Origin of the sequence: Kaistia adipata DSM 17808, from assembly GCF_000423225.1 — a bacterium.
Lineage (GTDB): Bacteria > Pseudomonadota > Alphaproteobacteria > Rhizobiales > Kaistiaceae > Kaistia > Kaistia adipata.
In genome coordinates this window covers 550,652-573,137 of sequence record NZ_AUHO01000010.1, presented here as the reverse complement: position 1 = coordinate 573,137, position 22,486 = coordinate 550,652, and the positions used below count along the sequence as shown (strand labels likewise).

The window sequence follows — 22,486 nt, the reverse complement described above, 5'->3', positions numbered from 1 at the left end:
TCGCTGCTGCAGGCGCTGGCCGCCGAAAGCCCGCTGCGACACATCTTGGCGGACCGGGTCTATCGGGGCCCGAAGCTGCTCGGCGCGGTCGCCGATTGCGGCCCCTGGAACATCGAGATCGTGCAGCGGCCGGCCGGCACGAAAGGCTTTCAACTGCTGCCACGACGCTGGGTCGTGGAGCGCACCTTCGCCTGGCTGGGACGCAACCGCAGGCTGGCGAAAGACTATGAGGCGACCATCGCCAGCGCCCACGCTTGGCTGATGATCGCCTGCATCAAACTCCTCGTCAGGCGCCTCAGCCAAGCCCGATGTTGAATTATGGGCCGGATTCTGAGGTGCTTCGCGTGAGCGAAGCCTCGAAGGAGGATCCAGTAGGCACCGCACTTTGCAGGCGACGCCCACGATCCGCCTCAGGCCGCATTCCCTGGACCCTCCTTCGAGGCCCGGCTGCGCCGGGCACCTCAGGATGATGGTCGAGCTTGGAAATGCAGCTTGGAACCTGGTCTCCAGAGACGATGCACCAGCTAGATACGTAGCGACAGGACCGCCGACTGCCGCCCCGTCCCACACTGGGACAGCCTCGCCCGCATTGGTTAACGCGGAGCGCGCGACATGCGGCCCGGAGCGGCGCGGCGGAACGAAGCCGGCCCGGGCATCGGCGCCTGTATCGTGGCTCCGGCGGCTCGAGGCACAAGCGCTAGAGGGCACGAATCGAGAACCGCGATTCGCCAGCGATTCGTCCATGCTCCGTTCCGGATTCGGTCGAAGCGTTAACGAGGGTGCCGATCAAGTCCTTGACCGCCTTCATCATTCGCTAACCATGCGCGACGACGGAGCGCGGCGAAACGTTAACGTCGCGGCCGGATTTCGCAGCCCCGGCGGAGGGCGTGCGGCACTATTTCGTGGCGGTTCCCGCCAAGGCGCACATATATGGGGGTGAACAGAACGCGATTGTCCGCGAGTCAGTGATTCGGACATCGTTTGTTCCAGAAAGGTTCCAGATCTTAACCGGGGACCTTTCGCCGCCGAGGAACCGGACGCTTCATTGTTTCGACATGAAACGAGGGCAGCGTCCGGAGTGTTGGAAGTGAGACTGCCCGCGAGATGAATGAACGGACGAAACCAGTTGGCGCCGGTGCGGGCGGGCGCAACGTCACCGCCGTTTTGGGTCCGACCAACACCGGCAAGACGCATCTGGCGATCGAGCGCATGCTCGCCCACTCCTCCGGCGTCATCGGCCTGCCGCTCCGCCTGCTGGCGCGCGAGGTCTATGGCCGCGTCGCCGCCCGCGTCGGCGAAGGCGCCGTCGCGCTGATCACCGGCGAAGAGAAGATCATCCCGCCGCATCCGCGCTACCGCGTCTGCACGGTCGAGGCCCTGCCCGCCCATACCGACGCGGCGTTCCTGGCGATCGACGAGATCCAGCTGGCCGCCGATCTCGACCGCGGCCATGTCTTCACCGACCGGCTGCTGAACCTGCGCGGCCGCGACGAGACGCTGCTGCTCGGCGCCGGCACCATGCGCGGCATCCTGGAAAAGCTGCTGCCGGGGATCAACGTGATCACCCGGCCGCGCATGTCGATGCTGACCTATGCCGGCTCGAAGAAGATCACCCGCCTGCCGCGCCGCACCGCCGTCGTCGCCTTCTCGGCCGACGAGGTCTACGCGATCGCCGAACTGATTCGGCGGCAGCGCGGTGGCGCCGCGGTGGTGCTCGGCTCGCTTTCGCCGCGCACGCGAAACGCCCAGGTCGAACTTTATCAGTCGGGCGACGTCGATTTTCTCGTCGCCACCGACGCGATCGGCATGGGCCTCAATCTCGACGTCGACCATGTCGCCTTCGCGCAGGAACGGAAATTCGACGGCTTCCAGTACCGGCGCCTGACGGCGGCCGAGCTGGGCCAGATCGCCGGCCGGGCCGGACGCCACACCCGCGACGGCACCTTCGGCGTCACCGGTCAGGTCGATCCGTTCGAGGACGAGCTGATCGAGTCGCTGGAGAGCCACCAGTTCGCCCCCGTCCGCACGCTGCAATGGCGCAATCGCGCGCTGGATTTCCGCACGATCGACAGCCTTCGCGCCAGTCTGGAGCGCCCGCCGGGCCATGAAGGCCTGTCGAAGGCGCCGCCGGCCGAGGACGTCACGGTGCTCGAAATCGTCGGCCGCGATCCCGGGATCCGGGCGCTGGCCAACCGGCGCGAACGCATCGAACTGCTCTGGGACATCTGCCAGACGCCGGACTATCGGCGCATCGCGCCGGCCAACCATGCCGAGATCGTCGGCGACATTTTCACCTTTGTCGCCCGCGACGGCGCGGTGCCGGACGACTGGTTTCAGCGTCAGGTCGCCTTTGCAGATCGCACGGATGGCGATATCGATACGCTCGCAAACCGCATTGCGCACATTCGGACATGGACCTTTGCGGCAAACCGGCCTAACTGGCTAAGCGATCCTCGCCATTGGCAGGAGCGCACGCGCGCTATAGAGGATCGTCTTTCCGATGCGCTTCACGAAAGGCTCACCCAGCGTTTCGTCGATCGGCGCACAAGTGTACTGATGAAGCGGCTCAGAGAAAACGCCATGCTCGAAGCAGAAATCACGACCTCCGGCGATGTGCTGGTCGAGGGACAGCATGTCGGAAGCCTGCAGGGTTTCCGCTTCACGCCCGATCCCCAGGCTGACGGACCGGACGCCAAGGCGATCAGCGCCGTGGCGCAAAAGGCACTCGCCGGCGAGATCGAACGCCGCGCCGAGAAGATCGGCAACGCTCCCAATCCCGAATTCGTGCTGTCCGCCGACGGCACGCTGCGCTGGCTCGGCGCGCCCGTCGCCCGCATCGTGGCGACCGACGACGCGCTCCGGCCGCGCCTGGTGCTGCTCGCCGACGAGGGCCTGACCGGCCCGGCGCGTGAGCGCGTGCAGGATCGCGTCGACATCTGGCTGAAGAGCCATGTCGAGACGCTCTTGAAGCCGCTGTTCGAGCTGCTCGCCGGCATCGAGCTTTCCGGCCCGGCGCGCGGCATCGCTTTCCGCCTCGTCGAGGGTCAGGGCGTGCTGGAGCGCTCGGAGATCGCCGAGGAGATCAAGGCGCTCGACCAGGAGGCCCGCTCGAGCCTGCGCAAGCTCGGCGTCCGCTTCGGCGCCTACCACATCTACGTCCCGGCCCTGCTGAAGCCCGCCCCGAGCGCGCTCAACGCCATGCTCTGGGCGCTGAAGAACCAGGGCCTCGACGCGCCCGGCCTGGCCGAGCTGCCGCAGCTCTCCGCCACCGGCCGCACCACGGTGCCGGTCGATCCGAGCTTCGCCCGCCCGCTCTATCGCGTCGTCGGCTACCGCATCGCCGGCAATCGCGCCGTCCGCATCGACATCCTCGAGCGGCTGGCCGACATCATCCGGCCGCTGATCGCCTGGAAGCCGACCTCCGACAATCTGGTGCCGCCGGAAGGCGCCGTCGACGGCAACGGCTTCACCATCACCGTGGCGATGACCTCGCTGCTCGGCTGCTCGGGCGAGGATTTCGCCGGCGTGCTGAAATCGCTGGGTTACCGCCTGGACCGCCGTCCGGCGCCGCCCAAGGCGGCCCCGGCCGTCGAGGCGACGGAGACGGCCGCGGCCGAGACGGTCGCCACCGAGATCGCCGCCGACATCGCCGAGGCTGGCGCGACCGACGAGCCCGTCCCGGCGCCAACCGCCGAGGAGCCGGCCGAGATCGCGGAAGCCGTCGCGCCGGAAGCCGAAGTCGCCGAGACGCCGGCCGAGGAAGCGGCCACGGAGACCGTCGAGCCGGCGGCCGAGACGGCGGCCGAGATCGCCGCCGTCGTGGCGCCCGAGGCAGCCTCCGCCGAGCCGGAGATGATCGACGTCTGGCGGCCGGGTCGCTTCGACCGTCGTCCGCAGCAGCGCGACCATCGCCGCGACCGCCGTCCGCAGGGCGGCCAGGCCGATGCGCCGGCCGGCGAGCGCCAGGAAGGCCGTGGCGAGGGCCGCGGCCGTCGCCAGGACGGCGAGCGCGACGAGCGCCGCCAGGGCCGGCCGCAACAGCGCGGGCCGCGTCCCGAGCGGGGCGACCGTCCGCAGGGCGAGCGCGACGGCCGTCGCAATCCGGAGCATCGTGGCAAGGGCGGCGAGTTCCGCCAGAACCAGTCGGCGCAGCCGCGTCGCGAGGAGCCCCGGCGCGACCGCCCGGTCGACCCGAACTCGCCCTTCGCGGCGCTCTTGGCGCTGAAGGCGGATCTCGAGGCGAAGAAGCGCAGCTGACATCGGCACGGAGCGGCGATGAGCGAGGACGTCGGACGCCAGCGCATCGACAAGTGGCTGTGGTTCGCGCGCCTCGCCAAGAGCCGCTCCATCGCCCAGAAGCTGGTGACCGGCGGCAAGGTCCGCGTCAACCGCGACAAGATCGACGCGTCGAGCCGCCTCGTGCGGCCCGGCGACGTCCTCACCATCGCCTTCGAGCGCCAGGTGCGGGTGCTCCGCATCCTCGACCCCGGCACGCGCCGGGGCCCCGCTCCCGAGGCGCAGCGCCTCTATGAGGACATCACGCCGCCGGCGGAACTTTCGCCGCCCGCCCAGCCGCTCCAGCGCGGCGGGCCGCGACCGACAAAACGCGATCGCCGCGTCCTCGACGCGTTCCATTCCGGGACATCCGGCGACGGCGGAGAGAATTTTCCAAGCGACGACGAGGATTAGCAAAACCGGTTCGGCCTGACGGGGCGACTGCGGCATCCGCGATCCTTGCACCGTCTCGCCAAAGCGTTTACCCATCCGGCGGAGCGCGCTTCGAGCGTGCGCGCCCGAGGAGACGATCGTGCCCTATGTCGTGACCGACAATTGTATCCGCTGCAAATATACGGATTGCGTCGAAGTGTGTCCGGTGGACTGCTTCTACGAGGGCGAAAACATGCTCGTCATCCATCCGGATGAATGCATCGATTGCGGCGTGTGCGAGCCGGAATGCCCGGCCGAGGCGATCAAGCCGGACACCGAGCCAGGCCTCGAGAAGTGGCTGAAGCTCAACGCCGAATATGCCGAGAAATGGCCCAACATCACCGTCCGCAAGGATCCGCTGCCCGAGGCGGCGGAGTTCGACGGCGTCGAGAACAAGCTCGAGACGCAGTTCTCGGCGGCACCCGGCGAAGGCGACTGAGGCGAGGGGCGCCCGGCGCCCCGACAGCATCGAAGATTCCGACGCGCAGCGCCGATTCCGGCGCGGCGCCCGCAATGCTTTGATTTTTGGGTATTTTGTGATATATATACCTCCACAGTCGGTAACCACCTAATGGCGTGACCGCACCTTTTGGTGTTTTGTTCGTGAACAACCCTCCACATTGAAGCGATCAACCGTCCTGACGCGACGTGCGCGCGCCGGCGGAAGATCGTTGACGATGTTGTTCGCGCATGCAGACACCGGGGTGAAGCGCGTCTTCCTGATCGGCTGATATCGGAATGAGCGGACCCGACCGGTCCGCCTCCGGGGTGTGCCACGCCCCGGAACCGGGTCGGGTCACGTTGCCATGGATGAGACGGGGTTCGTCAAAATCCGGCTTTGGCTTGGCGAGCCGGGCCCGCCAATTTAACGGAGTTGATACGCGTATGGCCACCATCAAGAAGACCACTCTGCGTTCCGATTTCAAGACCGGCGAACACATCGTCTATCCGGCGCACGGCGTCGGCGAGATCGTCGGCATCGAAGAGCAGGAAGTGGCCGGCATCAAGCTCGAACTCTTCGTCATCGCGTTCGAAAAGGACAAGATGAAGCTGCGCGTCCCCGTCGCCAAGGCGACGTCGGTCGGCATGCGCAAGCTTTCCGACACGACCATCGTCAAGAAGGCGCTCGAGACCATCCGCGGCCGCGCCCGCGTCAAGCGCACGATGTGGAGCCGCCGCGCCCAGGAATACGAGGCGAAGATCAATTCGGGCGACCTGATCCAGATTTCCGAAGTCGTTCGCGATCTCTACCGCTCCGACACCCAGCCCGAGCAGTCCTACAGCGAGCGCCAGCTCTATGAGGCGGCCCTCGACCGCATGTCGCGCGAAATCGCGGCGGTGAGCGAGATCTCCGAGACGGAGGCCGTCCGCCAGATCGAGCAGAACCTCGCCAAGAGCCCGAAGCGCGGCAGCAAGGCCGACGAGGAGCCGGTTGCCGAGGTCGACGGCGACGACGAGAAGCACGACGAGGCCGCGTAAGCGCCCTCCCCGTCGCCACGACAGGATCGAACGCCCGGCTCCGGCCGGGCGTTTTCGTTTGCGCGCCCTCCCCCGCGCCGCCGCCCGATCACGGCGGCTGCGCAACCCATCACACCAATGTGTGTCGCCCGTTTTCGGAACCGGATCGTATTCTCCGGGTTAGCTGTGGGCAGGGCTCGCAAAAGGGAGCGGTCGGATGGGCACGTCGACAATCTCCGGGCGCCAATTCGTCAAGGCGGCGATGCAGGCGCCCTATCTGGAGCGGGACGAGGAGCACGCGCTGGCGGTGCGCTGGCGGGAGGTCAAGGACCAGGCCGCCCTGCATCGCCTCACCGCGTCGCATATGCGGCTGGTCATCGCGCTCGCCGCCCGATTCCGCCATTTCGGCCTGCCGATGAGCGACCTGATCCAGGAAGGCCATGTCGGCCTGCTGGAAGCGGCCGCCCGGTTCGAGCCGGAGCGCGAGGTTCGCTTCTCCACCTATGCCACCTGGTGGATCCGCGCCTCGATCCAGGACTACATCCTGCGCAACTGGTCGATCGTGCGCGGCGGCACCAGTTCCACCCAGAAGGCGCTGTTCTTCAACCTGCGCCGCCTCCGCGCCAAGTTGTCGCAGGGATCGGTGGCGGTCCCCAACCAGCAGATCTACCAGCAGATCGCGGTCGCGGTCGGTGTCTCGACCAGCGATGTCGCGCTGATGGACGCGCGGCTGTCGGGCTCCGACACCTCGCTCAACGCGCCGATCCACGACACCGAATCCTCCACCTCCGACCGGCAGGATTTCCTGGTCGACGACACGCCGCTGCCGGACCAGATGGTCGGCGAAGTGATCGACACGGAACGGCGCGTCACCTGGCTCCACGAGGCGATGAACTCGCTCTCGGACCGCGAGGTGCGGATCCTGCGCGAAAGGCGGCTGTGCGAGGAAGGCGCGACGCTGGAATCGCTCGGCGAGACGCTCGGCATCTCGAAGGAGCGCGTGCGCCAGATCGAGAGCCGCGCCATCGAGAAGCTGAAGGCGGCGCTGCTGCGCGATCACCCCGACCGCGCCAGCTTCGTCTGACGCTCCGGCCGGATCCCTCTCCCTCTCCCCCGCGCGGGAGAGGGGCCGCAATCGGCGCTCGCGCGGTCTTGCCTCTCGCCGTGGGAGAGGCGAAGGGACCGGCGTAGATCGGCGCCTCCTAGCCCGCGGCTTCCCGCAGGAAGCGGCCGGCGGCCCAGCCGCGGGTCCCGTCGCGGCTCTCCACCCGGCACCAGCGCGTGCCGCCGTTCATCCGGCAACCGAGATTGCGCAGGACGGCGCCATTCCTCGCCGTTCCCAGCACCGCAGCATTCGCCGAGGCGGCGGCCCGGAGGTTCAGCCGGTCGCCCGGCGGAACCCCGGTGACTTCCCAGAAATCCGGGCCGCCGGACAGGCCATCGGCAAAGTCCTCGTTCCCGGGCGACGGCCGCGACGCGGCTTGCTTTCCTGCCACGGACACGGTCAGCGCATAGTTCGCCGTCTCGTTGCGACGGGCGGCATTGCGCATCAGGTAGACGTCGATGACGTATCTGCCGCTCGACGGCGCGACGAACGAGGCGCTGTTGCCGGCCTGCGAACCGACGAACAGCGCGGTGTCGGCGCCGGGGGCGGTGACGTTGAAGAAGTTGAAGCGATTGCTCGAGGCAAGCTGCACGCGCACGCGCTGCCCGGCCGCGACGGAGAGCAGATAGCGGGCCGACTGCCGGCCGACGATCGTGTCCCGGATGGTCCTGGACGAAGCTCCCTTCGCGAACTTAACGACCTCCGTGCGCGTGTCCTGGGCGGACACCGGCGCCGTCAGGCCGAGAAACACGAAACCGAGCGCGAAGACGATACCGAACAGGGACCGCATGGAAAGCTCCAATGGCATGAACAGGGCATACGCTGCCGGCGCAAGCTAGCACGGACAGCCTGCCGGCAATGTGACGGCCTCTTGGGCGCGGATCAGGCCGTCCAGACCTCGGCCCGGCTCTCACCGAGGCCACGCTCGGCCAGCAGTTCCTCGATCACCGTCACCACCAGCTTGTGATCCTCGGCCTGCGGCAGGCCGGAGACGGTCGCCGTGCCGACCATGCCGACATTCGCGACGAGGATCGGGAAGGCGCCGCCATGCGGCAGATACTTCTTCGGGTCGACCGCCTGCGCCGTGGCAAAGTCGACGCCGCGCTGGCGGGCGCGCTCGCCCATGTAATAGGACGAATGGCCGAAGCGGCGGACGACGGCCGTCTTGCCGGCGACCCAGAACTCGTTGTCGGCCGAGGTGCCGGCCAGCGCGCAGTAGTAGAGCCGCTGCTCGCCGCGCGCGATCTCGACGACGATCGAGAGCCCATCCCGCCGCGCCCGCTCGATGATGCGTGTGCCGAGCTCGATCGCGGTGTCGTTGTCGAACCGGTCGAAGACAAGCCGCCGCTCCTGATCGAGCAGTTCCTGCAGCAGGTTCTGGTCTTCACTCATGCAATCCCCTCCTCCGTCGCGCCGCGCGCGTCCCTGAGATGGAATCGCACCGAAAGCGCGGAGGCGTCAATCACCGCGCGACGATCGAGGCCGCTCACGGCTCGTCCATCGTCGCGCCGGAGCGGAGCGTGTTGCTGACGGTGCAGATCGTCTCGGCGGCCGCGATCAGCCGCGCCTTGCTGTCGGCGTCGAGCGGGCCGTCGATCGTCACCGTGGTGACGAAGCGGGCGATGCGCGACGGCGCGTCCTCCGCCTTTTCCGGGATCACCCGCACGGTCACCCGGTCGATCGCGGCAAGCAGCCCCTCGGCGCGCGCCGCGGACTGGACGCTGATCGCGATGCAGGAGGCGAGCGACGCCGCCAGGAGATCGACGGGACTGAACCCCTCGGCCGAAGGCCGGGTCACGACGGAGAGCCGCCCGCCCGTCTCGCTCGTCACTTCCGGCAGGCCGTCGCGGCCCGCCGAAGCCGTCGCGCCGAAGACGCGGGTCCGGATCGTCGCATTCATGCCGTCATCCTCGAAGCCAGCTCGCCGGTCCCGATCGCCGGCAGGCTTCGAGTGCTAGAGAATTACTTGCTTCCTGGAAACGAGGATTTTGGCCTAGAGCCAGGGCCAGTAGGCCAGCGTCCAGACGATGTCGGAGGTCGCATCCTCGTCCTTGTCGGGCTTGCCGAGCGGCAGGCCTTCCGCCACCCCGGTATCGGCATCGTCGGAGAGGCCGGGCACCATCGTCGATGGCAGTGCATTCTTGTCGGCGGTCGGCGCCACCGCGACATCGCGGGGCCAGTCGAAGGCGTAGGACATGCAGGGTCTCCCGGTCATTCGCGCCGCTCTCGCGGTCGCCGTTTCGTCTCCATCCGCTCGGCGGGCCGGCTCTTTTCATGCCGGCCGATGACGAGGTTGGGGGAATGCGGGGCGCCTGTCAACAATCCCGACTCGTTCGATCGGGTATCCCGATCCCCTTGCCGGGAAGGATTTGGCGCCGGAATTCGCGCCGCCGAACGCGCACGCGTCGTCGCGCCGTCGCGAGAGGCACAACGTCGCCTTGATGGCGCGGAAAAAGAAAACGCCGCGAACCCGGGGGTTCGCGGCGCTCAAACAGCCGATGGCAGGGCGCGATCAGCCCTTCATCTTGTCCTGGAAGGTCTTGAGGTGCTTCTGCTGCGCCTCGATCATCTTCTCGCGGTAGATGCCGTAGATCACGTCGGTGTCGTGCAGGGTCACGCCCTCGATGGTCGGCGAGGCGAAGACCGGAAGCTCGATGCCCTTCTTCGACATCTGGTCGGCGGTGCGCGCGATCAGCTCGTGGGTCAGGATCATGGCGAGCACGGTCGACGAACCCGAGACCGGACGGCTCCAGCCCTCGATCGGGACGATCGCGTCCTCGACCGGCGAGTTGGTGTCGATGACGACGTCGGCGACGTCCTTCAGGCGCTTGCCCGAAGAGTGCTTGGCCGGCTTGTCGTTCGCCTTCGAGGTGACGGCGACGACGAACAGGCCGCGCGCCTTGGCGTAGAGCGCCGTCTCGATGCCGGCCGAGTTGGTGCCGGAATGCGAGTAGATGATGATCGAGTCGCCGGGGTTGAGCGGCTGGTGGTCGAGGAACTTGTCGATGTAGTTCTCGGTGCGCTCCAGCCAGAGCAGCTCGCGCACGCCGCCGGCGCCGAGCACGTTGTGCCACATGACGCGCGGGTCGGTCAGCGGGTTGAAGCCGACGAACGAGCCGTAGCGCGGGAACGCCTCCTGGGTCGGCAGGACGGAATGGCCCGAGCCGAACAGGTGGATCAGGCCACCCTTGGCGAGCGACTCGGAAAAGCGCTGGGCCGCCTCGGTCAGCGCCGCGTCATTGGCGGAGCCGGCCTTCTCGATCAGCTTGATCAGGCGGTGCAGGTAGAAATCGGACATCATGGTCTCCTTGGTGATCCGTGAGGGGGAAAGGTCGATCGAGGCGTCAGATCCGAAGCGTCGAGCGGATCTCGTAGCGGTCGCCCCGCATGATCGAGAGGGTGAATTCGAAGGGCCCGCGCGGGTCGACGGCGAGGCGCTCGACGATGAAGGCCGGGCTGCCGGCCTCGATCTCGAGCAGCACGGCATCCTCCGGCCCGACGGCGCCGACGCGATAGGTCTCGGTCGCCTCGAACGGCTTGATGCCGTAGCGGCGTTCGATCTGGGCATAGAGCGAGCTGCCGGACAGGTCCTCGTCGAGCAGGCCGGGCACGCGGTCGAGCCGCAGATGCGCCGTCTGCACGCCGATCGGCGAGCCATTGCCGAGGCGGAGGCGGCGGACCATGGCGACCGGCTCGCCCTCCTCGATCTCCAGCGCGGCGGCGACGCGGACGCTCGCCGGCACGATCTCCTGCGCCAGCATGCGCGAGCCGACGGTGAGGCCGAGCGCCGCCATCTCGTCGGTGAAGCTGGTGAGACCACGCGCGCCGGCGACGACGGTGGCGCTGCGCACGAAGGTGCCGCGGCCATGCTCGCGCCGGAGCAGGCCGAGCGCTTCCAGATTGCGCAGGGCGTGGCGCACGGTGATGCGGCTCACGCCGAGCAGTTCGCACAACCGGTCCTCGGCCGGAATCTGCGACCCGGCCGGCCATTCGCCGTCCTCGATGCGGGCGCGGATGGCGCGCTCGGCCTGGTGCCAGAGCGGCTCCGGCCGGCGCCGGTCGAGGGATGTGATCAGTCCATCGGTCATCGGACCCTCCACCATTCGGCCCCGCGCGCCGCCGCGACCGCCGCGCCGACAAGGCCGGCTTGCGGGCCGAAGCGGCCGGGCCTGATTTCGATGCCGCGCAGATGCGGCGGCAGATGCCGGTCGAGCGCGGCGCGCAGCGACGGCTGCAACACGTCGATCGCCTCCGAGACACCGCCGGCGAGCAGCACGGCGGCCGGATCGAGCAGCGCCACGGCACCGGCAAGCGCGGTGCCGAGCGCGGTGCCGGAGGCATGGATGGCGAGGCTCGCCGGGCGATCGCCCTGCCGCGCCGCCGCGATCAGCGCTGCGCCATCGGCAAGGCCGATCTCGCGGGCGCGCGCGTCGAGCGCCCTGCCCGCCGCCTGGCGTTCGAGCCAGCCCGAGCGATCCTCGCCGGGATCGGCGACATCGGCCGCCGCCCAGCCGAACGAGCAGGCGCCGCCGCGCACGCCCCGTACGATCTGGCCGCCAGCGAGCACCGACGAACCGATGCCGGTGCCGATCGCGAGCAGGATGGCGTCGTCGAGCCCGTTCGCGGCGCCAAGCCTGGCCTCGGCCAGCATCGCCATCTGCGCGTCATTGCCGGCCGCGACCGGCGCGCCCGCTTCGGCGAGCAGAACGGCGAGATCGACGCCGTCGAGATGCGGCAGGTTGGGCACCCAGCGCGCCACCGTGCCCTCGACAAGGCCGGGAATGGTGATGCCGATGCCGGATACCGATCCGCGCTCGGCGATCAGCGCCAGTACCTTGTCGCGCAGCGCCTCGGCGCTTGCAGGAGCCGGCCAGCGTTCGACGGAGGCCAGTTCGGCCGGCGCATCGGCGGGAGCAAAGCCGGCGCGCAGGCTGGTGCCGCCGAGATCGAGCGCGAGGACGTGCGAGGCGGCGCTCATTCGTGACCTCCGCAGCCGCAGCCCGCGGGCCGCTTGCGGCCGTTGAACATACCGCCACCGGCGTTGAAGGAATGCGAGGTGGTGGCGAAGGCCTGCGCGTATTGCGTCCCGTTCAGGCAGCCGCGCATGCGGTAGAGCGCCGAATAATAATCGACATAGGGGAAGGACGAGAGGCCGCGCGCCAGCTCGTACTCCGTGATGGCGCTGCGCCAGGTGTCAAAACCGTCGCTGACATCGACCAGCTCGGCGGCGACGAAGCCCTCGTCGTCCTCCCAGTTCTCGCCGAACAGCAGCAGGCCCGGGCTGAAAGCCGGATGGGCGCGTTCCAGCGTCGGCAGCGCGGCGTAGAGCACGGCGGTCTTCGTCGCATTGGCGGCGGCGCGGTGGTCCTTGTGCCAGCTGCCCTGCCAATGGGTGATGATCGTGTCCGGCCGGAGCTCGCGGATGACGTCGGCGATCTTCAGTGCCACCTCGTCATCGTCGGGCAGGAAAGCATCGGGATAGCCGAGCTCGCGCCAGGAAATGCCGAGCTTCTCGCAAAAGCGATCCGCCTCGGCGCGCTTCTGCTCCGCATAGGCCTTCGGCGACAGCGAGGTGTGGCCCTGCTCGCCCATGGTGAGGTGCAGCAGGGTGACATCGAGGCCCCGTTTCGCGGCGGCGGCAGCGAGCGGGCCGGCGATCACCTCGGCGTCGAAGGCATGCGCCCCCACCACGAGCAGGCTCTTTCCGCCATAGATGCGGTCGTCGATCATTTCAGTCCTCCGGTGGCGCCGACGCCTTCACGGATCTGGCGTGCCAGCAGGAGATACATGACCAGCACGGGCATCATCGAGATCGCCAGCGCGGCGAAGACCATGCCCCAATCCGTGCGGAACTGTCCGATGAAGGTGGTGATGGCGAGCGGCACGGTCTTGTAGTCGTCGTCGAAGATGAAGATCAACGGGAAGAAGAAATCGTTCCAGACGGCGATCGCGGTGAAGATGGCGACGATCGCCACCGCCGGCTTGATCGTCGGCAGGATGATGCGGAACAGGATGCGCCATTCCTTGGCACCGTCGAGTCGCGCCGCCTCCTCCAGCTCCTTCGGCAGCACGCGCATGAAGTTCGCCAGGATGAAGACGGCGAAGGGAATGCGGATCGCCGAATAGACGAAGATCAGGCCGAGCCGGCTGTCGAGCAGGTCGAGCGTCTTCATCAGCGTGAACAGCTCGACCGAGGCCAGGCGGATCGGCAGCATGACGCCGGCGAGGAAGAAGGCGAGCACCGGCGACGACCAGCCGAGCTGGTAGCGGGAGAGCGGGAACGCCGCCATCGCGGAGACGACGAGGGTCAGGATCACGGCGCCGCCGGTGACGGCGAAGGAGTTCCACATGTAGCGGGCGAACTGCGCCTGCGTCCACGCATTGGCGAAATTGTCGAGCGTCCAGTTCGTCGGCAGGCCGAACTTGTCGCCATAGATTTCCGCCGTCGTCTTGAAGCAGGAGACGATCAGGATGTAGAGCGGCACCGCGACGACCAGCGCCCAGAGCGCCAGGACGATCCAGCCCGGCAATTGCCGGATCCGCTGCGCGACGTCGAGATTGGTCATCAGAACCTCACCGTCCGGCGCTCGAAGAAGCGCAGCAGCCCGATCGTCACCACGGTCAGGAGCAGGAAGAGCAGCGTGCCGAGCGCCAGCGCCAGGCCGATGTCGGTGATGCCGACCGCCCCTTCCGCGCCGAAGGCGAGGCGGAAGAAGTAGGTCACCAGCGTGTCGGTGGCGAAGTTCGGGTTCCCCTGCACGCCCTGCATCACATAGACGAGGTCGAACTGGTTGAACGTGTTGATGAAGGTCAGCGTCGTCAGCGACGAGATCGAGGGCACGAGCTGCGGCAGCGCGATCGACCACAGGATGCGGCCATTACCGGCGCCGTCGAGCCGCGCCGCCTCGAACACCTCGGGCTGGATCTGGCGCAGGCCGGCGGTGAAGATCAGCACGGGCAGGCCCATCCAGTTCCACGCGTCGACCGCGATCAGAACCCAGAGCGCCCAGGTGGAATCGCCGAGGATGGTCAGCCGCCCCTCGAGCAGGCCGAGGCTGTGCAGCAGGGATTCGACCGCGCCATCGGGCGTCAGCAGCAGCCGCCACAGCGCGCCGACGATAACCGGCGAGAGCACGGCCGGGAAGAAGAACACCGACTGCAGGAAGGCCGTGCCGCGACGGCGCAGGAACAGCAGATAGGCGAAGATCAGCCCGAGCCCGTTCTGCAGCACCATGATGCCTAGGAACCAGAACACATTGTGCGTGAAGGCGCCGGAGAGCTTGGTCCAGCTCGGCTCGACGAACAGGCGGGCGAAATTGTCCAACCCGACGAAGCCGCGCATGCGGAACCCGCGCCATTCGAACAGCGAGCCCCAGAGCGAGCTCGCCAGCGGATAGATGACGAACAGGCAGTAGATCACCAGCGCCGGCAGCACGAACAGCGCGGCGGAGCGATGCTTCTGCCATTCGACGGGCGCGGCCCGAGGGCGACTTGTCGACATGCGCCCTCCTTTCGGGCTGATGGGTTTGGGGCGGCAGTCCCGCCTTTCCCCTCCCCCTTGCGGGGAGGGCCAGGGTGGGGGTACCGGCGCCGGCTGTTCCGGATGGATCGAAATCGGCGGGAGGGAGTTGGCACCCCCTCCCCAACCCCTCCCCACAAGGGGGAGGGGCCGAGGTCGTGCGGGACGCCTACTCCTTCGGCTTGAACCAGGTCGACACGGCCGCGTCGACGTTTGCCGCGAGCTTCTCCGGCGCGATCTTGCCCTCGATCATGTCGATGATCTCGGCCTGCACGACGGAGGAAGCCGTCGGCGTCTGCCAGCGGAAGCCGACCAGCGTCAGGTAGGGCGTGGCGTTGGTCTGCATTTCCAGCATCGACTTCAGGACGGGATCGTTCGCCGTAGCGCCGGAGCGGGCCGGCGGCCAGCCGAGCTCGTCGGCGAAGAGCTGGGCGAATTCGGGCGAGGCGATGAAGGCGAGCACCTTGGTCGCGTCTTCCTTGTTCTCGCTGTCCGAGACAAGCCCATAGGAACCGTCGGAGAAGGCCGAGACGGCGACCTGGCCCTCGGCCTTGTCGGCCGGGAACGGGAAGATCGAGAACTTCAGGTTCGGGTTCTGGGCCTTGAAGCTGCCGTTCTCCCAGGCGCCGCCGAAGAACATCGCCGCCTTGCCGGAGATGAACTGCTGCGTGGCGGTGGTGTAATCGACGCCGGCGAAGCCGTCCGAATAGTAGGGCTGCAGCGCCTTGACCTTCTCGAGCGTCTTGACGAAGCGCGGATCGGTGAACTTCGCCTTGCCGCTCATCATCTCGTCGTAGAAGCCGGTGCCGTAGACGGACGGGCCGACGACGCCGACATTGATCTCGAGCGCCCAGCCGGAACCGTTGGCGCCGCCCGCCGCGATCGGCAGCACGCCGGCCGCCTTCAGCTTCTCGCAGGCGGCGACGAACTCGTCATAGGTCTTCGGGATGGCGATGCCGTTCTTCTCGAAGATCTCGGTGTTGTAGAAGACGCCCATCACCGGCGTCGAATAGGGCACGCCGTAGATCTTGCCGTCGGCGATTCCGACCGAGCCGCTCAGCGCCGCCGGCGTGAACTCCTTCAGCGCCGGCACGCTCTCGTCGAGCACGTCGAGATAGCCGCCGTCGACCAGCGGCTGCAGCTCGCCATAGGCCTTGAGCTGGGCGATATCAGGGCCCTTGCCGCCGCGCAGCGCCGTCGACAGCCGGTTCTGGTAGTCGGCGTCGGGCGTGAACTGCAGCTTGACGGTGACGTCAGGGTTCTTCGCGGTGAAGGCGGCGAAGATCTTCTCCATCGCCGCCTGGTCCTCGGTGCGCCAGCTCCAGAGCGTCACCTCGCCGGCCGTGGCCGAGAGCGCGGTGGCGGCGAGCGCGAGCGCGCCGATGGCGGCGGATTTCAGATGTCTGCGAACGTTCAACATAACCGGTCTTCCCCTCTTTGACAGTGCTTATGTCGTTATAACGTCGTAATCACTCTAGCCGGATGCCGCAGGGTGACAAGTGGGATTCTGGGATGCTGCGCCGGATTTTTCAGGCCGGCGCAGCGGGAGGTCGTCGTCGGTGTCGGCCTCACTGTCCGGTCATGCCGGAAGCGGTGATGGTGCGGACGAAGAAGCGCTGCAGGAACACGAACAGGATCAGCGGCGGCAGCACGGCGAGCGTCGCCCCCGCCATCACCAGGCCCGTATTGACGGCGGAGCGGTTGTAGGAGAGCAGCCGCGAGAGACTGATGACGATCGGGTAGTTGTCGGCATTGCCCTGCAGCACGGTGAGCGGCCAGAGATAGCTGTTCCAGTGATAGACGAAGGCGAACAGCGCGAGCGCCGCCAGCGCCGGAGCGACGGCGGGCGCCACGATGCGGAACAGGATGCGGAACTCCGAGGCGCCGTCGAGCCGCGCCGCCTCCAGCAGTTCGTCCGGCACGCCGGCGATGAACTGGCGCATCAGGAAGATGCCGAAGGCATTGGCGAGGTTCGGGATGATGACGCCGGCGAGGCTGGCGTTGAGCCCGATCGAGCCGACCAGCCGGTAGAGCGGAATGAGCGTCACGATCGGCGGCAGGAACATCGTCGCGATGGTGATCGCGAACAAGGCCTCGCGATAGCGGAAGCGGTATTTGGCGAAGGCGAAGCCCGCCATCAGCGAGGTCAGAAGGATGCCGGCGGTGGTGATGCCGGCGATCACGGCCGAATTCATGAAGGACCGGCCGACGCTGATCAGGTCCGCCACCTTCTGGTAGCTGTCGAGCGACGGCGTCTGCGGGATCCAGACCGGCGGGGTCTGCATCGCCTCGGCCGGCGTCTTCAGGCTGGAGAGAACCATCCAGACGAGCGGGAAGGCCGAGGCGACGGCGATCGCGATCATCAAGAGATAGAGGAAGGCGCGCCAGCCGGTGGCGCCGGCGCCGGTGGCGGGAAGACGTCCCTGCGCGTTCATCGCCGATCCTCCCGGCGCGCGAAGGCGAAGACGGCGGTGACCGTGATGACGAGCGCGAGCAGCAGCGTCACCGACATGGCGGAGCCGAGCCCGCCCTGGGCGCGCTCGATGCCGACGCGGCGGATGTGGTAGGTCATGACGTTGGTCGAGCCGACCGGGCCACCCTGGGTGATCAGTGCCACCGGCTCGAACACCTGCACGGCGTTGATCAGCGCGATCACGGCGGAGAACAGCAGCGTCCGCCTCAGGAGCGGCAGCGTCATGTAGCCGAACAGCGCCGGCCCGCGCGCGCCGTCCATCCGCGCCGCCTCGTAGATCGAGGTCGGGATCTGGGTCAGCCCGGCGATGATCAGGATGGTGAAATAGCCGACCTGCTGCCAGACGTTCAGAAGCACGATCGAGACCAGCGCCGTATCGGGCGAGGACAGCCAGGGCTGCGGGCCGATGCCGACCCAGGACAGGATCTGGTTGAACGGCCCCTCGGTCGGCGAATAGAGTTTTGAAAACACCAGCGCCACCGCGATCATCGGCACCATGTAGGTGGCGAACAGGATGGTGCGGAGCAGGTTGGCGCCCTTGAGCTCGGCCTGGTGGATCAGCATGCCGAAGACGACGGAAAGCGGCAGGATCAGCACGATCGACAGCACCGAATAGAGCGCCGTGTTGATCATCGCGCCCTTGAAGTCGCGCCCGACGGAGGTCGAGCCGAAGATCTCGCGGAAATTGTCGAGGCCGATGAAGGTGGCGCTCGAGAACGGCGTCTGCACCGACCATTTGGTGAAGGCGAGCCAGACGGTCAGCGCGATCGGCACGAGGATGAAGACGGCGATCAGCCCCAGCCCCGGCGCCAGCATGGCGAAGATTGATTTTCGAAGGCCAATCATGCGGAACGGAATGCTCTGTTGAGGCGCGCCCGGCAGGCACGCACTTCCTGGTCCCTCGCCCACGGACGCGGGCGAGGGGTCAAGGTGTCCAAATCAGTCGTCATTCCCGCGAGGGGAATCCCTTCGGCCGGGCGGTCGGCCGAAGGGATTCCGGGCCGAGCCCGGGATGACGATGGAGACGCCTTTACTGCGCGGCTTTCTCGAGGATCGAGACGGCGTCGGCCTGGGCCGCGGCGGCGGCCTCGGCGGCGGTCGTCTTGCCGAACTGCAGCGCCTCGATCTGGGCCTGCAGCGATTCCGTGAATTCCTGGCCGCCGAGCACGGTCGGGAACGGACGGGCTTCCGACAGCACGTCGACATAGCCGGAAAGGAACGGCGTCTTCAGCCGGTCGGCGAAGGCGGCGACGTCGGAGGTGCGCGACGGCAGGATGCCCATGGACTGCAGCAGGTCGCCCATGGCCGAGGCGCCGTTCTCGCCCGAGGTCGGGCCGTTGAACCAGGCGAGGAAGTCCCAGGCCGCCTTCTTCTCGGCGTCCGAGGCGCCGTCCGAGACGACGGTCATCCAGGAATAGGAGATCGAGTGCGGGCCGTCGCCCTTCGGGCCAACCGGGATCGGCGCGGTCGCGACATCGGCGAAGCGGTCGCCCATACCGGCCTTCAGCGCCGATTCCCACCAGTTCGCCATGATGATCATGCCGGTCTTGCCGGAGACGAAATTGTCGAGGAACGGGCCGGTCGTATTGGCGTCGGCCGTGCCCATGGTGGCGACCGAGGCGCCCGACTGGATCAGCTTCTCGTAGAGCGCGAAGGTCTCCTTGGCGTTTTCGCTGTCGAGCTGCGGCTTGCCGTCGACCACCAGCGCGCCGCCATTCGAGGCGAGCAGCGAGGCGAAGGGATGGACGACGCCGGCCGCCCACGAGTTGATCATGCCGAAGCCCTGCTGGCCCTTGTCCTTGTTGGTCAGCTTCTCCGCGGCGGCGACGAACTCGTCCCAGGTCTTCGGCGCTTCCTTGATGCCGGCTTCCTCGAACAGCTTCTTGTTGTAGTTCAGCGCGTAGACGTCGATCTCGTTCGGATAGCCATAGACCGTGCCGCCGACGCTGGCGGCGGTCGCCACGCCGTTCGGCCAGTTGGTCTTGACGTCGGTGGCGTTCGCGTCCGGCGCGGCGTTGACGAGCTTGTCGCGCGCCAGCTCCGGCAGCCAGAGGTCATAGATGCCCGCGATCGTCGGACCGCCGGCCTGGCCGGCCTGCGAGCGCAGCGTCGTCAGAAGGTCGCCGAACGGCACGGCGCGCACTTCCACCTTCACGCCCGGATGGTCCTTGGCATAGGTGGCGGCGGCGGCCTCGAGCTTGGCGACCGTCTCCGGCGGCCAATGCGTCAGGAACGATACGGTTACGTCCTCGGCCCAGGCCACGCTGGAAAACGCGGCCATGGCGGAACCCAGAAACAAGCCCATCAGCGGTCTGATCGTCACGGTACCCCTCCGTTCGCATGTCGACGGTCCGGCGGTGTAACCGGCCATCATTCTGTTATGACGTAAGGACGTTATAATGACTCCAGCAGATCGGCAAGCCGCCAAATGCAGCTGGCGGTGCACAGCCTTCCCGTACGTCCAGCATATCCGCAACGACGCGCCGCGCCAGCGCCTTCGACAGGCCGATTCCACTACTGTTTGGAAGGCATGAATTTGCGCCGAGGGCGGCGGCGGCGGAACCGTCGGGCTTGCCGTTCGAGGCGTCGACGCCACATGCTGAGAAGCTGATCGCCGTCAATCGCGTCATGTGGAGGGCATCATGACAGACCGCGCCGTCCCCGAATCTCCGCTTCCCCGCCCCGTCCGTTCCAGCCTCGACCTGATCGGCCGCACGCCGGTGGTCGAGCTGACGACTTTCGACACCGGCCCGTGCCGTCTCTTCGTCAAGCTGGAGAGCCAGAACCCCGGCGGCTCGATCAAGGACCGCATCGCCCTGTCGATGATCCGCGCGGCGGAGGCGGACGGCAGGCTGAAGCCGGGCGGCACGCTCGTCGAGGCGACGGCCGGCAATACCGGCCTCGGCCTCGCCCAGGTGGCGCTGCCGAGGGGCTATCACCTGATCCTCGTCGTGCCCGACAAGATGTCGCGCGAGAAGGTGCAGCATCTGCGCGCCATCGGCGCCGACGTGCGCACGACCCGCTCCGACGTCGGCAAGGGCCACCCGGACTATTACCAGGACATGGGCGCGCGGATCGCCGCGGAGACCGGCGGCTTCTTCGTCAACCAGTTCGCCAATCCCGCCAATCCGCTGGCGCACGAGACGACGACCGGGCCGGAGATCCTCGAACAGATGGACGGCGACGTCGACGCGGTCGTCGTCGGCGTCGGCTCGGGCGGCACGCTGACCGGCATCGGCCGCTACCTGAAGCGCGCCTCGCCCAAGACAAGAATGGTGCTGGCCGACCCGAAGGGCTCGATCCTGGCGCCGCTGGTCAACACCGGCGAGACGATCGAGCCGGGCAGTTGGGCGGTCGAGGGCATCGGCGAGGATTTCGTGCCGTCGAACTGCGACCTGTCGCTGGTCTCCGCCGCCTACACCATCTCCGACCGCGAGAGCATCGCCGCGGCGCGCGCCCTGCTGGCGCAGGAGGGCATCCTCGCCGGCTCCTCCTCCGGCACGCTGCTGGCGGCCGCCTTGCGCTATTGCCGCGAACAGACGACGCCGCAACGCGTCGTCACCCTCGTCTGCGACAGCGGCAACAAATATCTCTCCAAGGTGTTCAACGACGTCTGGGTCGCCGAGCAGGGCCTGATCGAGAAGATCCGCCACAACAATCTGCGCGACCTGGTGGCCCGCACCTATGCCGACGGCACCACCGTCACCGTCGCGCCCGACGACACGCTGTCGACCGCCTATGCCCGCATGCGTTCGGCCGACGTGTCGCAGCTGCCCGTCATCGAGCATGGCAGCCTGATCGGCCTGCTCGACGAGAGCGACGTGCTGAACGGCCTGCGCCGCGTCGGCCATGCGGGCCGGCGCGATTTCGGCGCCTCGGTACGCGACACCATGGTGACGGCGCTGCACACTCTGCAGGCCGGCGAGCCGATCGACGCATTGCTGCCGGTATTCGAGCGCGACGAGGTCGCCATCGTCATGGACGGCGACGAGTTCGTCGGCCTGATCACCCGCATGGACCTGATCAATCACGAGAGGTTGGCGCCTTGAACAAGCCGGAAAAGACGAACCGACTGGCCTTCGACACCCGCACCATCCATGGCGGCCAGAGCCATGACCCGCTGACCGGCGCGGTCATGGTGCCGATCTACGCCACCTCGACCTATGCGCAGGAAAGCCCCGGCGTTCACAAGGGCTTCGAGTATGGCCGCTCGCAGAACCCGACCCGCTTCGCCTTCGAGCGTGCCATCGCCGATCTCGAAAGCGGCACGGCCGGCTTCGCCTTCGCCTCCGGCCTCGCCGCAATCGCCACGACGCTGGAGCTGCTCTCCGTCGGCGACCACATCGTCGCCACCGACGATCTCTATGGCGGCACGTTCCGCCTGCTCGACAAGGTGCGCAGGCGCACCGCCGGGCTCGAGGTCTCCTTCGCCGACTTCACCGATCTCGCCGCCGTCGAGGCGGCGATCCGGCCAGAGACCAAGCTGCTCTGGATCGAGACGCCGACCAATCCGCTGCTCCGGATCGTCGACCTCGAGGCGATCGCGGCGCTGGCGAAGCGGCGCGGCCTGATCACCGTCGCCGACAACACCTTCGCCAGCCCCTACATCCAGCGGCCGCTGGAATTCGGCATCGACATCGTCGTGCACTCGACGACCAAGTACCTGAACGGCCATTCCGACATGATCGGCGGCACGGTCGTCGTCGGATCGAACCCAGAGATCGCCAAGCAGATCCGCTTCCTGCAGAACGCCGTCGGCGCCATTTCCGGGCCGTTCGACAGCTTCCTGGCGCTGCGCGGGCTGAAGACGCTGGCGCTCCGCATGCAGCGCCATTCGGAGAACGGCCTCGCCATCGCGCGCTGGCTGGAGGCGCGACCCGACGTGAAGCGCGTGATCTATCCGGGGCTCGAGAGCCATCCGCAGCACGCGATCGCCCGGCGGCAGATGCACGCCTATGGCGGCATGATCAGCGTCGAGTTCGACCGCGACCTCGCCGGCACCAGGCGCTTCCTCGAACGCGTGCGCCTCTTCACGCTGGCCGAGAGCCTCGGCGGCGTCGAGAGCCTGATCGAGCACCCCGCCACCATGACCCATGCCTCGATCCCAGCCGCCCAGCGCGAATCGATCGGCATCTCGGAGGGGCTGGTGCGCCTCTCGGCGGGCATCGAGGCGGCGGAGGACCTGATCGCCGACATCGGACAGGCGCTTCTCTGAGGCAACGCG

The 22,486-nt window shown here is 67.7% G+C and carries 22 protein-coding genes; 8 read left to right on the top strand and 14 right to left on the bottom strand.

Annotated features, from left to right (window positions below; all coding sequences use genetic code 11):
• The 6 genes from G539_RS0111580 to G539_RS0111550 form a co-directional block, all read left to right on the top strand.
• Window positions 1-315, top strand: a 315-nt coding sequence (locus tag G539_RS0111580) for a transposase (protein WP_029075347.1), incomplete at its 5' end; no start/stop codon positions are given.
• Window positions 316-1,104: 789 nt separating this feature from the next.
• Window positions 1,105-4,257 carry a helicase-related protein gene (locus G539_RS0111570; protein ID WP_051231307.1) on the top strand — a complete coding sequence of 1,051 codons (3,153 nt, stop codon included), beginning with the start codon at window positions 1,105-1,107 and terminating at the stop codon, window positions 4,255-4,257.
• 18 nt (window positions 4,258-4,275) lie between these two features.
• Window positions 4,276-4,689, top strand: coding sequence for an RNA-binding S4 domain-containing protein (locus tag G539_RS0111565; protein ID WP_029075345.1), 414 nt, complete (start codon window positions 4,276-4,278; stop codon window positions 4,687-4,689).
• Between the two features lie 118 nt (window positions 4,690-4,807).
• The gene (fdxA, locus tag G539_RS0111560) at window positions 4,808-5,146 is read left to right on the top strand and encodes a ferredoxin FdxA (RefSeq protein WP_029075344.1); all 339 of its coding nucleotides are present in this window, start codon (window positions 4,808-4,810) and stop codon (window positions 5,144-5,146) included.
• A 446-nt stretch (window positions 5,147-5,592) separates the two neighbouring features.
• Window positions 5,593-6,186 (top strand): CarD family transcriptional regulator, encoded by a 594-nt coding sequence (locus tag G539_RS0111555; protein ID WP_029075343.1) that lies wholly within the window; start codon window positions 5,593-5,595, stop codon window positions 6,184-6,186.
• 196 nt (window positions 6,187-6,382) lie between these two features.
• A complete protein-coding gene (locus G539_RS0111550; RefSeq protein ID WP_029075342.1) occupies window positions 6,383-7,249 on the top strand; it encodes an RNA polymerase factor sigma-32 in 867 nt (288 codons plus the stop codon).
• Between the two features lie 118 nt (window positions 7,250-7,367).
• Here the strand turns inward: G539_RS0111550 and G539_RS24520 are convergent, their stop codons facing one another.
• The 14 genes from G539_RS24520 to G539_RS0111480 all read right to left on the bottom strand — a co-directional run bounded on the left by G539_RS24520 (window position 7,368) and on the right by G539_RS0111480 (window position 19,585).
• Window positions 7,368-8,060, bottom strand: coding sequence for an SH3 domain-containing protein (locus G539_RS24520; RefSeq protein WP_051231306.1), 693 nt, complete (start codon window positions 8,058-8,060; stop codon window positions 7,368-7,370).
• 92 nt (window positions 8,061-8,152) lie between these two features.
• Complete coding sequence (locus G539_RS0111540; protein ID WP_029075341.1) at window positions 8,153-8,662, bottom strand: heme-degrading domain-containing protein; 510 nt, start codon at window positions 8,660-8,662, stop codon at window positions 8,153-8,155.
• A 94-nt stretch (window positions 8,663-8,756) separates the two neighbouring features.
• The gene (locus G539_RS0111535; protein ID WP_029075340.1) at window positions 8,757-9,170 is read right to left on the bottom strand and encodes an OsmC family protein; all 414 of its coding nucleotides are present in this window, start codon (window positions 9,168-9,170) and stop codon (window positions 8,757-8,759) included.
• Window positions 9,171-9,263: 93 nt separating this feature from the next.
• Window positions 9,264-9,467 carry a hypothetical protein gene (locus G539_RS0111530; RefSeq protein WP_029075339.1) on the bottom strand — a complete coding sequence of 68 codons (204 nt, stop codon included), beginning with the start codon at window positions 9,465-9,467 and terminating at the stop codon, window positions 9,264-9,266.
• A gap of 315 nt (window positions 9,468-9,782) precedes the next feature.
• Window positions 9,783-10,568 carry a sugar isomerase domain-containing protein gene (locus tag G539_RS0111525; RefSeq protein ID WP_029075338.1) on the bottom strand — a complete coding sequence of 262 codons (786 nt, stop codon included), beginning with the start codon at window positions 10,566-10,568 and terminating at the stop codon, window positions 9,783-9,785.
• Between the two features lie 46 nt (window positions 10,569-10,614).
• A complete protein-coding gene (locus G539_RS0111520; RefSeq protein ID WP_029075337.1) occupies window positions 10,615-11,358 on the bottom strand; it encodes a GntR family transcriptional regulator in 744 nt (247 codons plus the stop codon).
• Window positions 11,355-12,248: an ROK family protein gene (locus G539_RS0111515; RefSeq protein WP_029075336.1), complete on the bottom strand. Its 894-nt coding sequence runs from the start codon at window positions 12,246-12,248 to the stop codon at window positions 11,355-11,357. Before G539_RS0111515 ends, G539_RS0111520 begins: the two co-directional genes overlap by 4 nt.
• Window positions 12,245-13,000, bottom strand: a complete 756-nt coding sequence (locus G539_RS24515; RefSeq protein ID WP_051231305.1) for a PIG-L deacetylase family protein — start codon at window positions 12,998-13,000, stop codon at window positions 12,245-12,247. Before G539_RS24515 ends, G539_RS0111515 begins: the two co-directional genes overlap by 4 nt.
• On the bottom strand, window positions 12,997-13,836 hold the full coding sequence (locus tag G539_RS0111505) for a carbohydrate ABC transporter permease (RefSeq protein ID WP_051231304.1): 840 nt from the start codon (window positions 13,834-13,836) through the stop codon (window positions 12,997-12,999). Before G539_RS0111505 ends, G539_RS24515 begins: the two co-directional genes overlap by 4 nt.
• Window positions 13,836-14,771, bottom strand: coding sequence for a carbohydrate ABC transporter permease (locus G539_RS0111500; protein ID WP_029075334.1), 936 nt, complete (start codon window positions 14,769-14,771; stop codon window positions 13,836-13,838). Before G539_RS0111500 ends, G539_RS0111505 begins: the two co-directional genes overlap by 1 nt.
• Window positions 14,772-14,958: 187 nt before the next feature.
• A complete protein-coding gene (locus G539_RS0111495; protein WP_029075333.1) occupies window positions 14,959-16,209 on the bottom strand; it encodes an extracellular solute-binding protein in 1,251 nt (416 codons plus the stop codon).
• Window positions 16,210-16,357: 148 nt separating this feature from the next.
• Entirely contained in the window at window positions 16,358-17,224 is an 867-nt protein-coding gene (locus tag G539_RS0111490) for a carbohydrate ABC transporter permease (protein ID WP_029075332.1), read from the bottom strand.
• Window positions 17,221-18,108, bottom strand: coding sequence for a carbohydrate ABC transporter permease (locus tag G539_RS0111485; protein ID WP_029075331.1), 888 nt, complete (start codon window positions 18,106-18,108; stop codon window positions 17,221-17,223). The genes G539_RS0111490 and G539_RS0111485 overlap by 4 nt, the downstream gene beginning before the upstream one ends.
• 184 nt (window positions 18,109-18,292) lie before the next feature.
• Entirely contained in the window at window positions 18,293-19,585 is a 1,293-nt protein-coding gene (locus G539_RS0111480) for an ABC transporter substrate-binding protein (protein ID WP_245576863.1), read from the bottom strand.
• Window positions 19,586-19,904: 319 nt separating this feature from the next.
• Between G539_RS0111480 and G539_RS0111475 the strand changes: the two genes are divergently transcribed.
• Window positions 19,905-21,311 (top strand): pyridoxal-phosphate dependent enzyme, encoded by a 1,407-nt coding sequence (locus G539_RS0111475; RefSeq protein WP_029075329.1) that lies wholly within the window; start codon window positions 19,905-19,907, stop codon window positions 21,309-21,311.
• Window positions 21,308-22,477, top strand: coding sequence for a cystathionine gamma-synthase (locus G539_RS0111470; RefSeq protein ID WP_029075328.1), 1,170 nt, complete (start codon window positions 21,308-21,310; stop codon window positions 22,475-22,477). Before G539_RS0111475 ends, G539_RS0111470 begins: the two co-directional genes overlap by 4 nt.
• The last annotated feature ends 9 nt before the right edge of the window (window positions 22,478-22,486 follow it).

Excerpts from the sequence above, each read along its gene's own strand:
- G539_RS24515 (WP_051231305.1), bottom strand. The coding sequence starts at position 13,000 with ATGATCGACGACCGCATCTATGGCGGAAAGAGCCTGCTCGTGGTGGGG.
- G539_RS0111530 (WP_029075339.1), bottom strand. The coding sequence starts at position 9,467 with ATGTCCTACGCCTTCGACTGGCCCCGCGATGTCGCGGTGGCGCCGACC.
- G539_RS24520 (WP_051231306.1), bottom strand. The coding sequence starts at position 8,060 with ATGCGGTCCCTGTTCGGTATCGTCTTCGCGCTCGGTTTCGTGTTTCTC.
- G539_RS0111515 (WP_029075336.1), bottom strand. The coding sequence starts at position 12,248 with ATGAGCGCCGCCTCGCACGTCCTCGCGCTCGATCTCGGCGGCACCAGC.
- G539_RS0111490 (WP_029075332.1), bottom strand. The coding sequence starts at position 17,224 with ATGAACGCGCAGGGACGTCTTCCCGCCACCGGCGCCGGCGCCACCGGC.
- G539_RS0111555 (WP_029075343.1), top strand. The coding sequence starts at position 5,593 with ATGGCCACCATCAAGAAGACCACTCTGCGTTCCGATTTCAAGACCGGC.
- G539_RS0111505 (WP_051231304.1), bottom strand. The coding sequence starts at position 13,836 with ATGACCAATCTCGACGTCGCGCAGCGGATCCGGCAATTGCCGGGCTGG.
- G539_RS0111540 (WP_029075341.1), bottom strand. The coding sequence starts at position 8,662 with ATGAGTGAAGACCAGAACCTGCTGCAGGAACTGCTCGATCAGGAGCGG.
- G539_RS0111485 (WP_029075331.1), bottom strand. The coding sequence starts at position 18,108 with ATGATTGGCCTTCGAAAATCAATCTTCGCCATGCTGGCGCCGGGGCTG.
- G539_RS0111550 (WP_029075342.1), top strand. The coding sequence starts at position 6,383 with ATGGGCACGTCGACAATCTCCGGGCGCCAATTCGTCAAGGCGGCGATG.
- G539_RS0111525 (WP_029075338.1), bottom strand. The coding sequence starts at position 10,568 with ATGTCCGATTTCTACCTGCACCGCCTGATCAAGCTGATCGAGAAGGCC.
- G539_RS0111500 (WP_029075334.1), bottom strand. The coding sequence starts at position 14,771 with ATGTCGACAAGTCGCCCTCGGGCCGCGCCCGTCGAATGGCAGAAGCAT.
- G539_RS0111570 (WP_051231307.1), top strand. The coding sequence starts at position 1,105 with ATGAATGAACGGACGAAACCAGTTGGCGCCGGTGCGGGCGGGCGCAAC.
- G539_RS0111565 (WP_029075345.1), top strand. The coding sequence starts at position 4,276 with ATGAGCGAGGACGTCGGACGCCAGCGCATCGACAAGTGGCTGTGGTTC.
- G539_RS0111535 (WP_029075340.1), bottom strand. The coding sequence starts at position 9,170 with ATGAATGCGACGATCCGGACCCGCGTCTTCGGCGCGACGGCTTCGGCG.
- G539_RS0111495 (WP_029075333.1), bottom strand. The coding sequence starts at position 16,209 with ATGTTGAACGTTCGCAGACATCTGAAATCCGCCGCCATCGGCGCGCTC.
- G539_RS0111475 (WP_029075329.1), top strand. The coding sequence starts at position 19,905 with ATGACAGACCGCGCCGTCCCCGAATCTCCGCTTCCCCGCCCCGTCCGT.
- G539_RS0111520 (WP_029075337.1), bottom strand. The coding sequence starts at position 11,358 with ATGACCGATGGACTGATCACATCCCTCGACCGGCGCCGGCCGGAGCCG.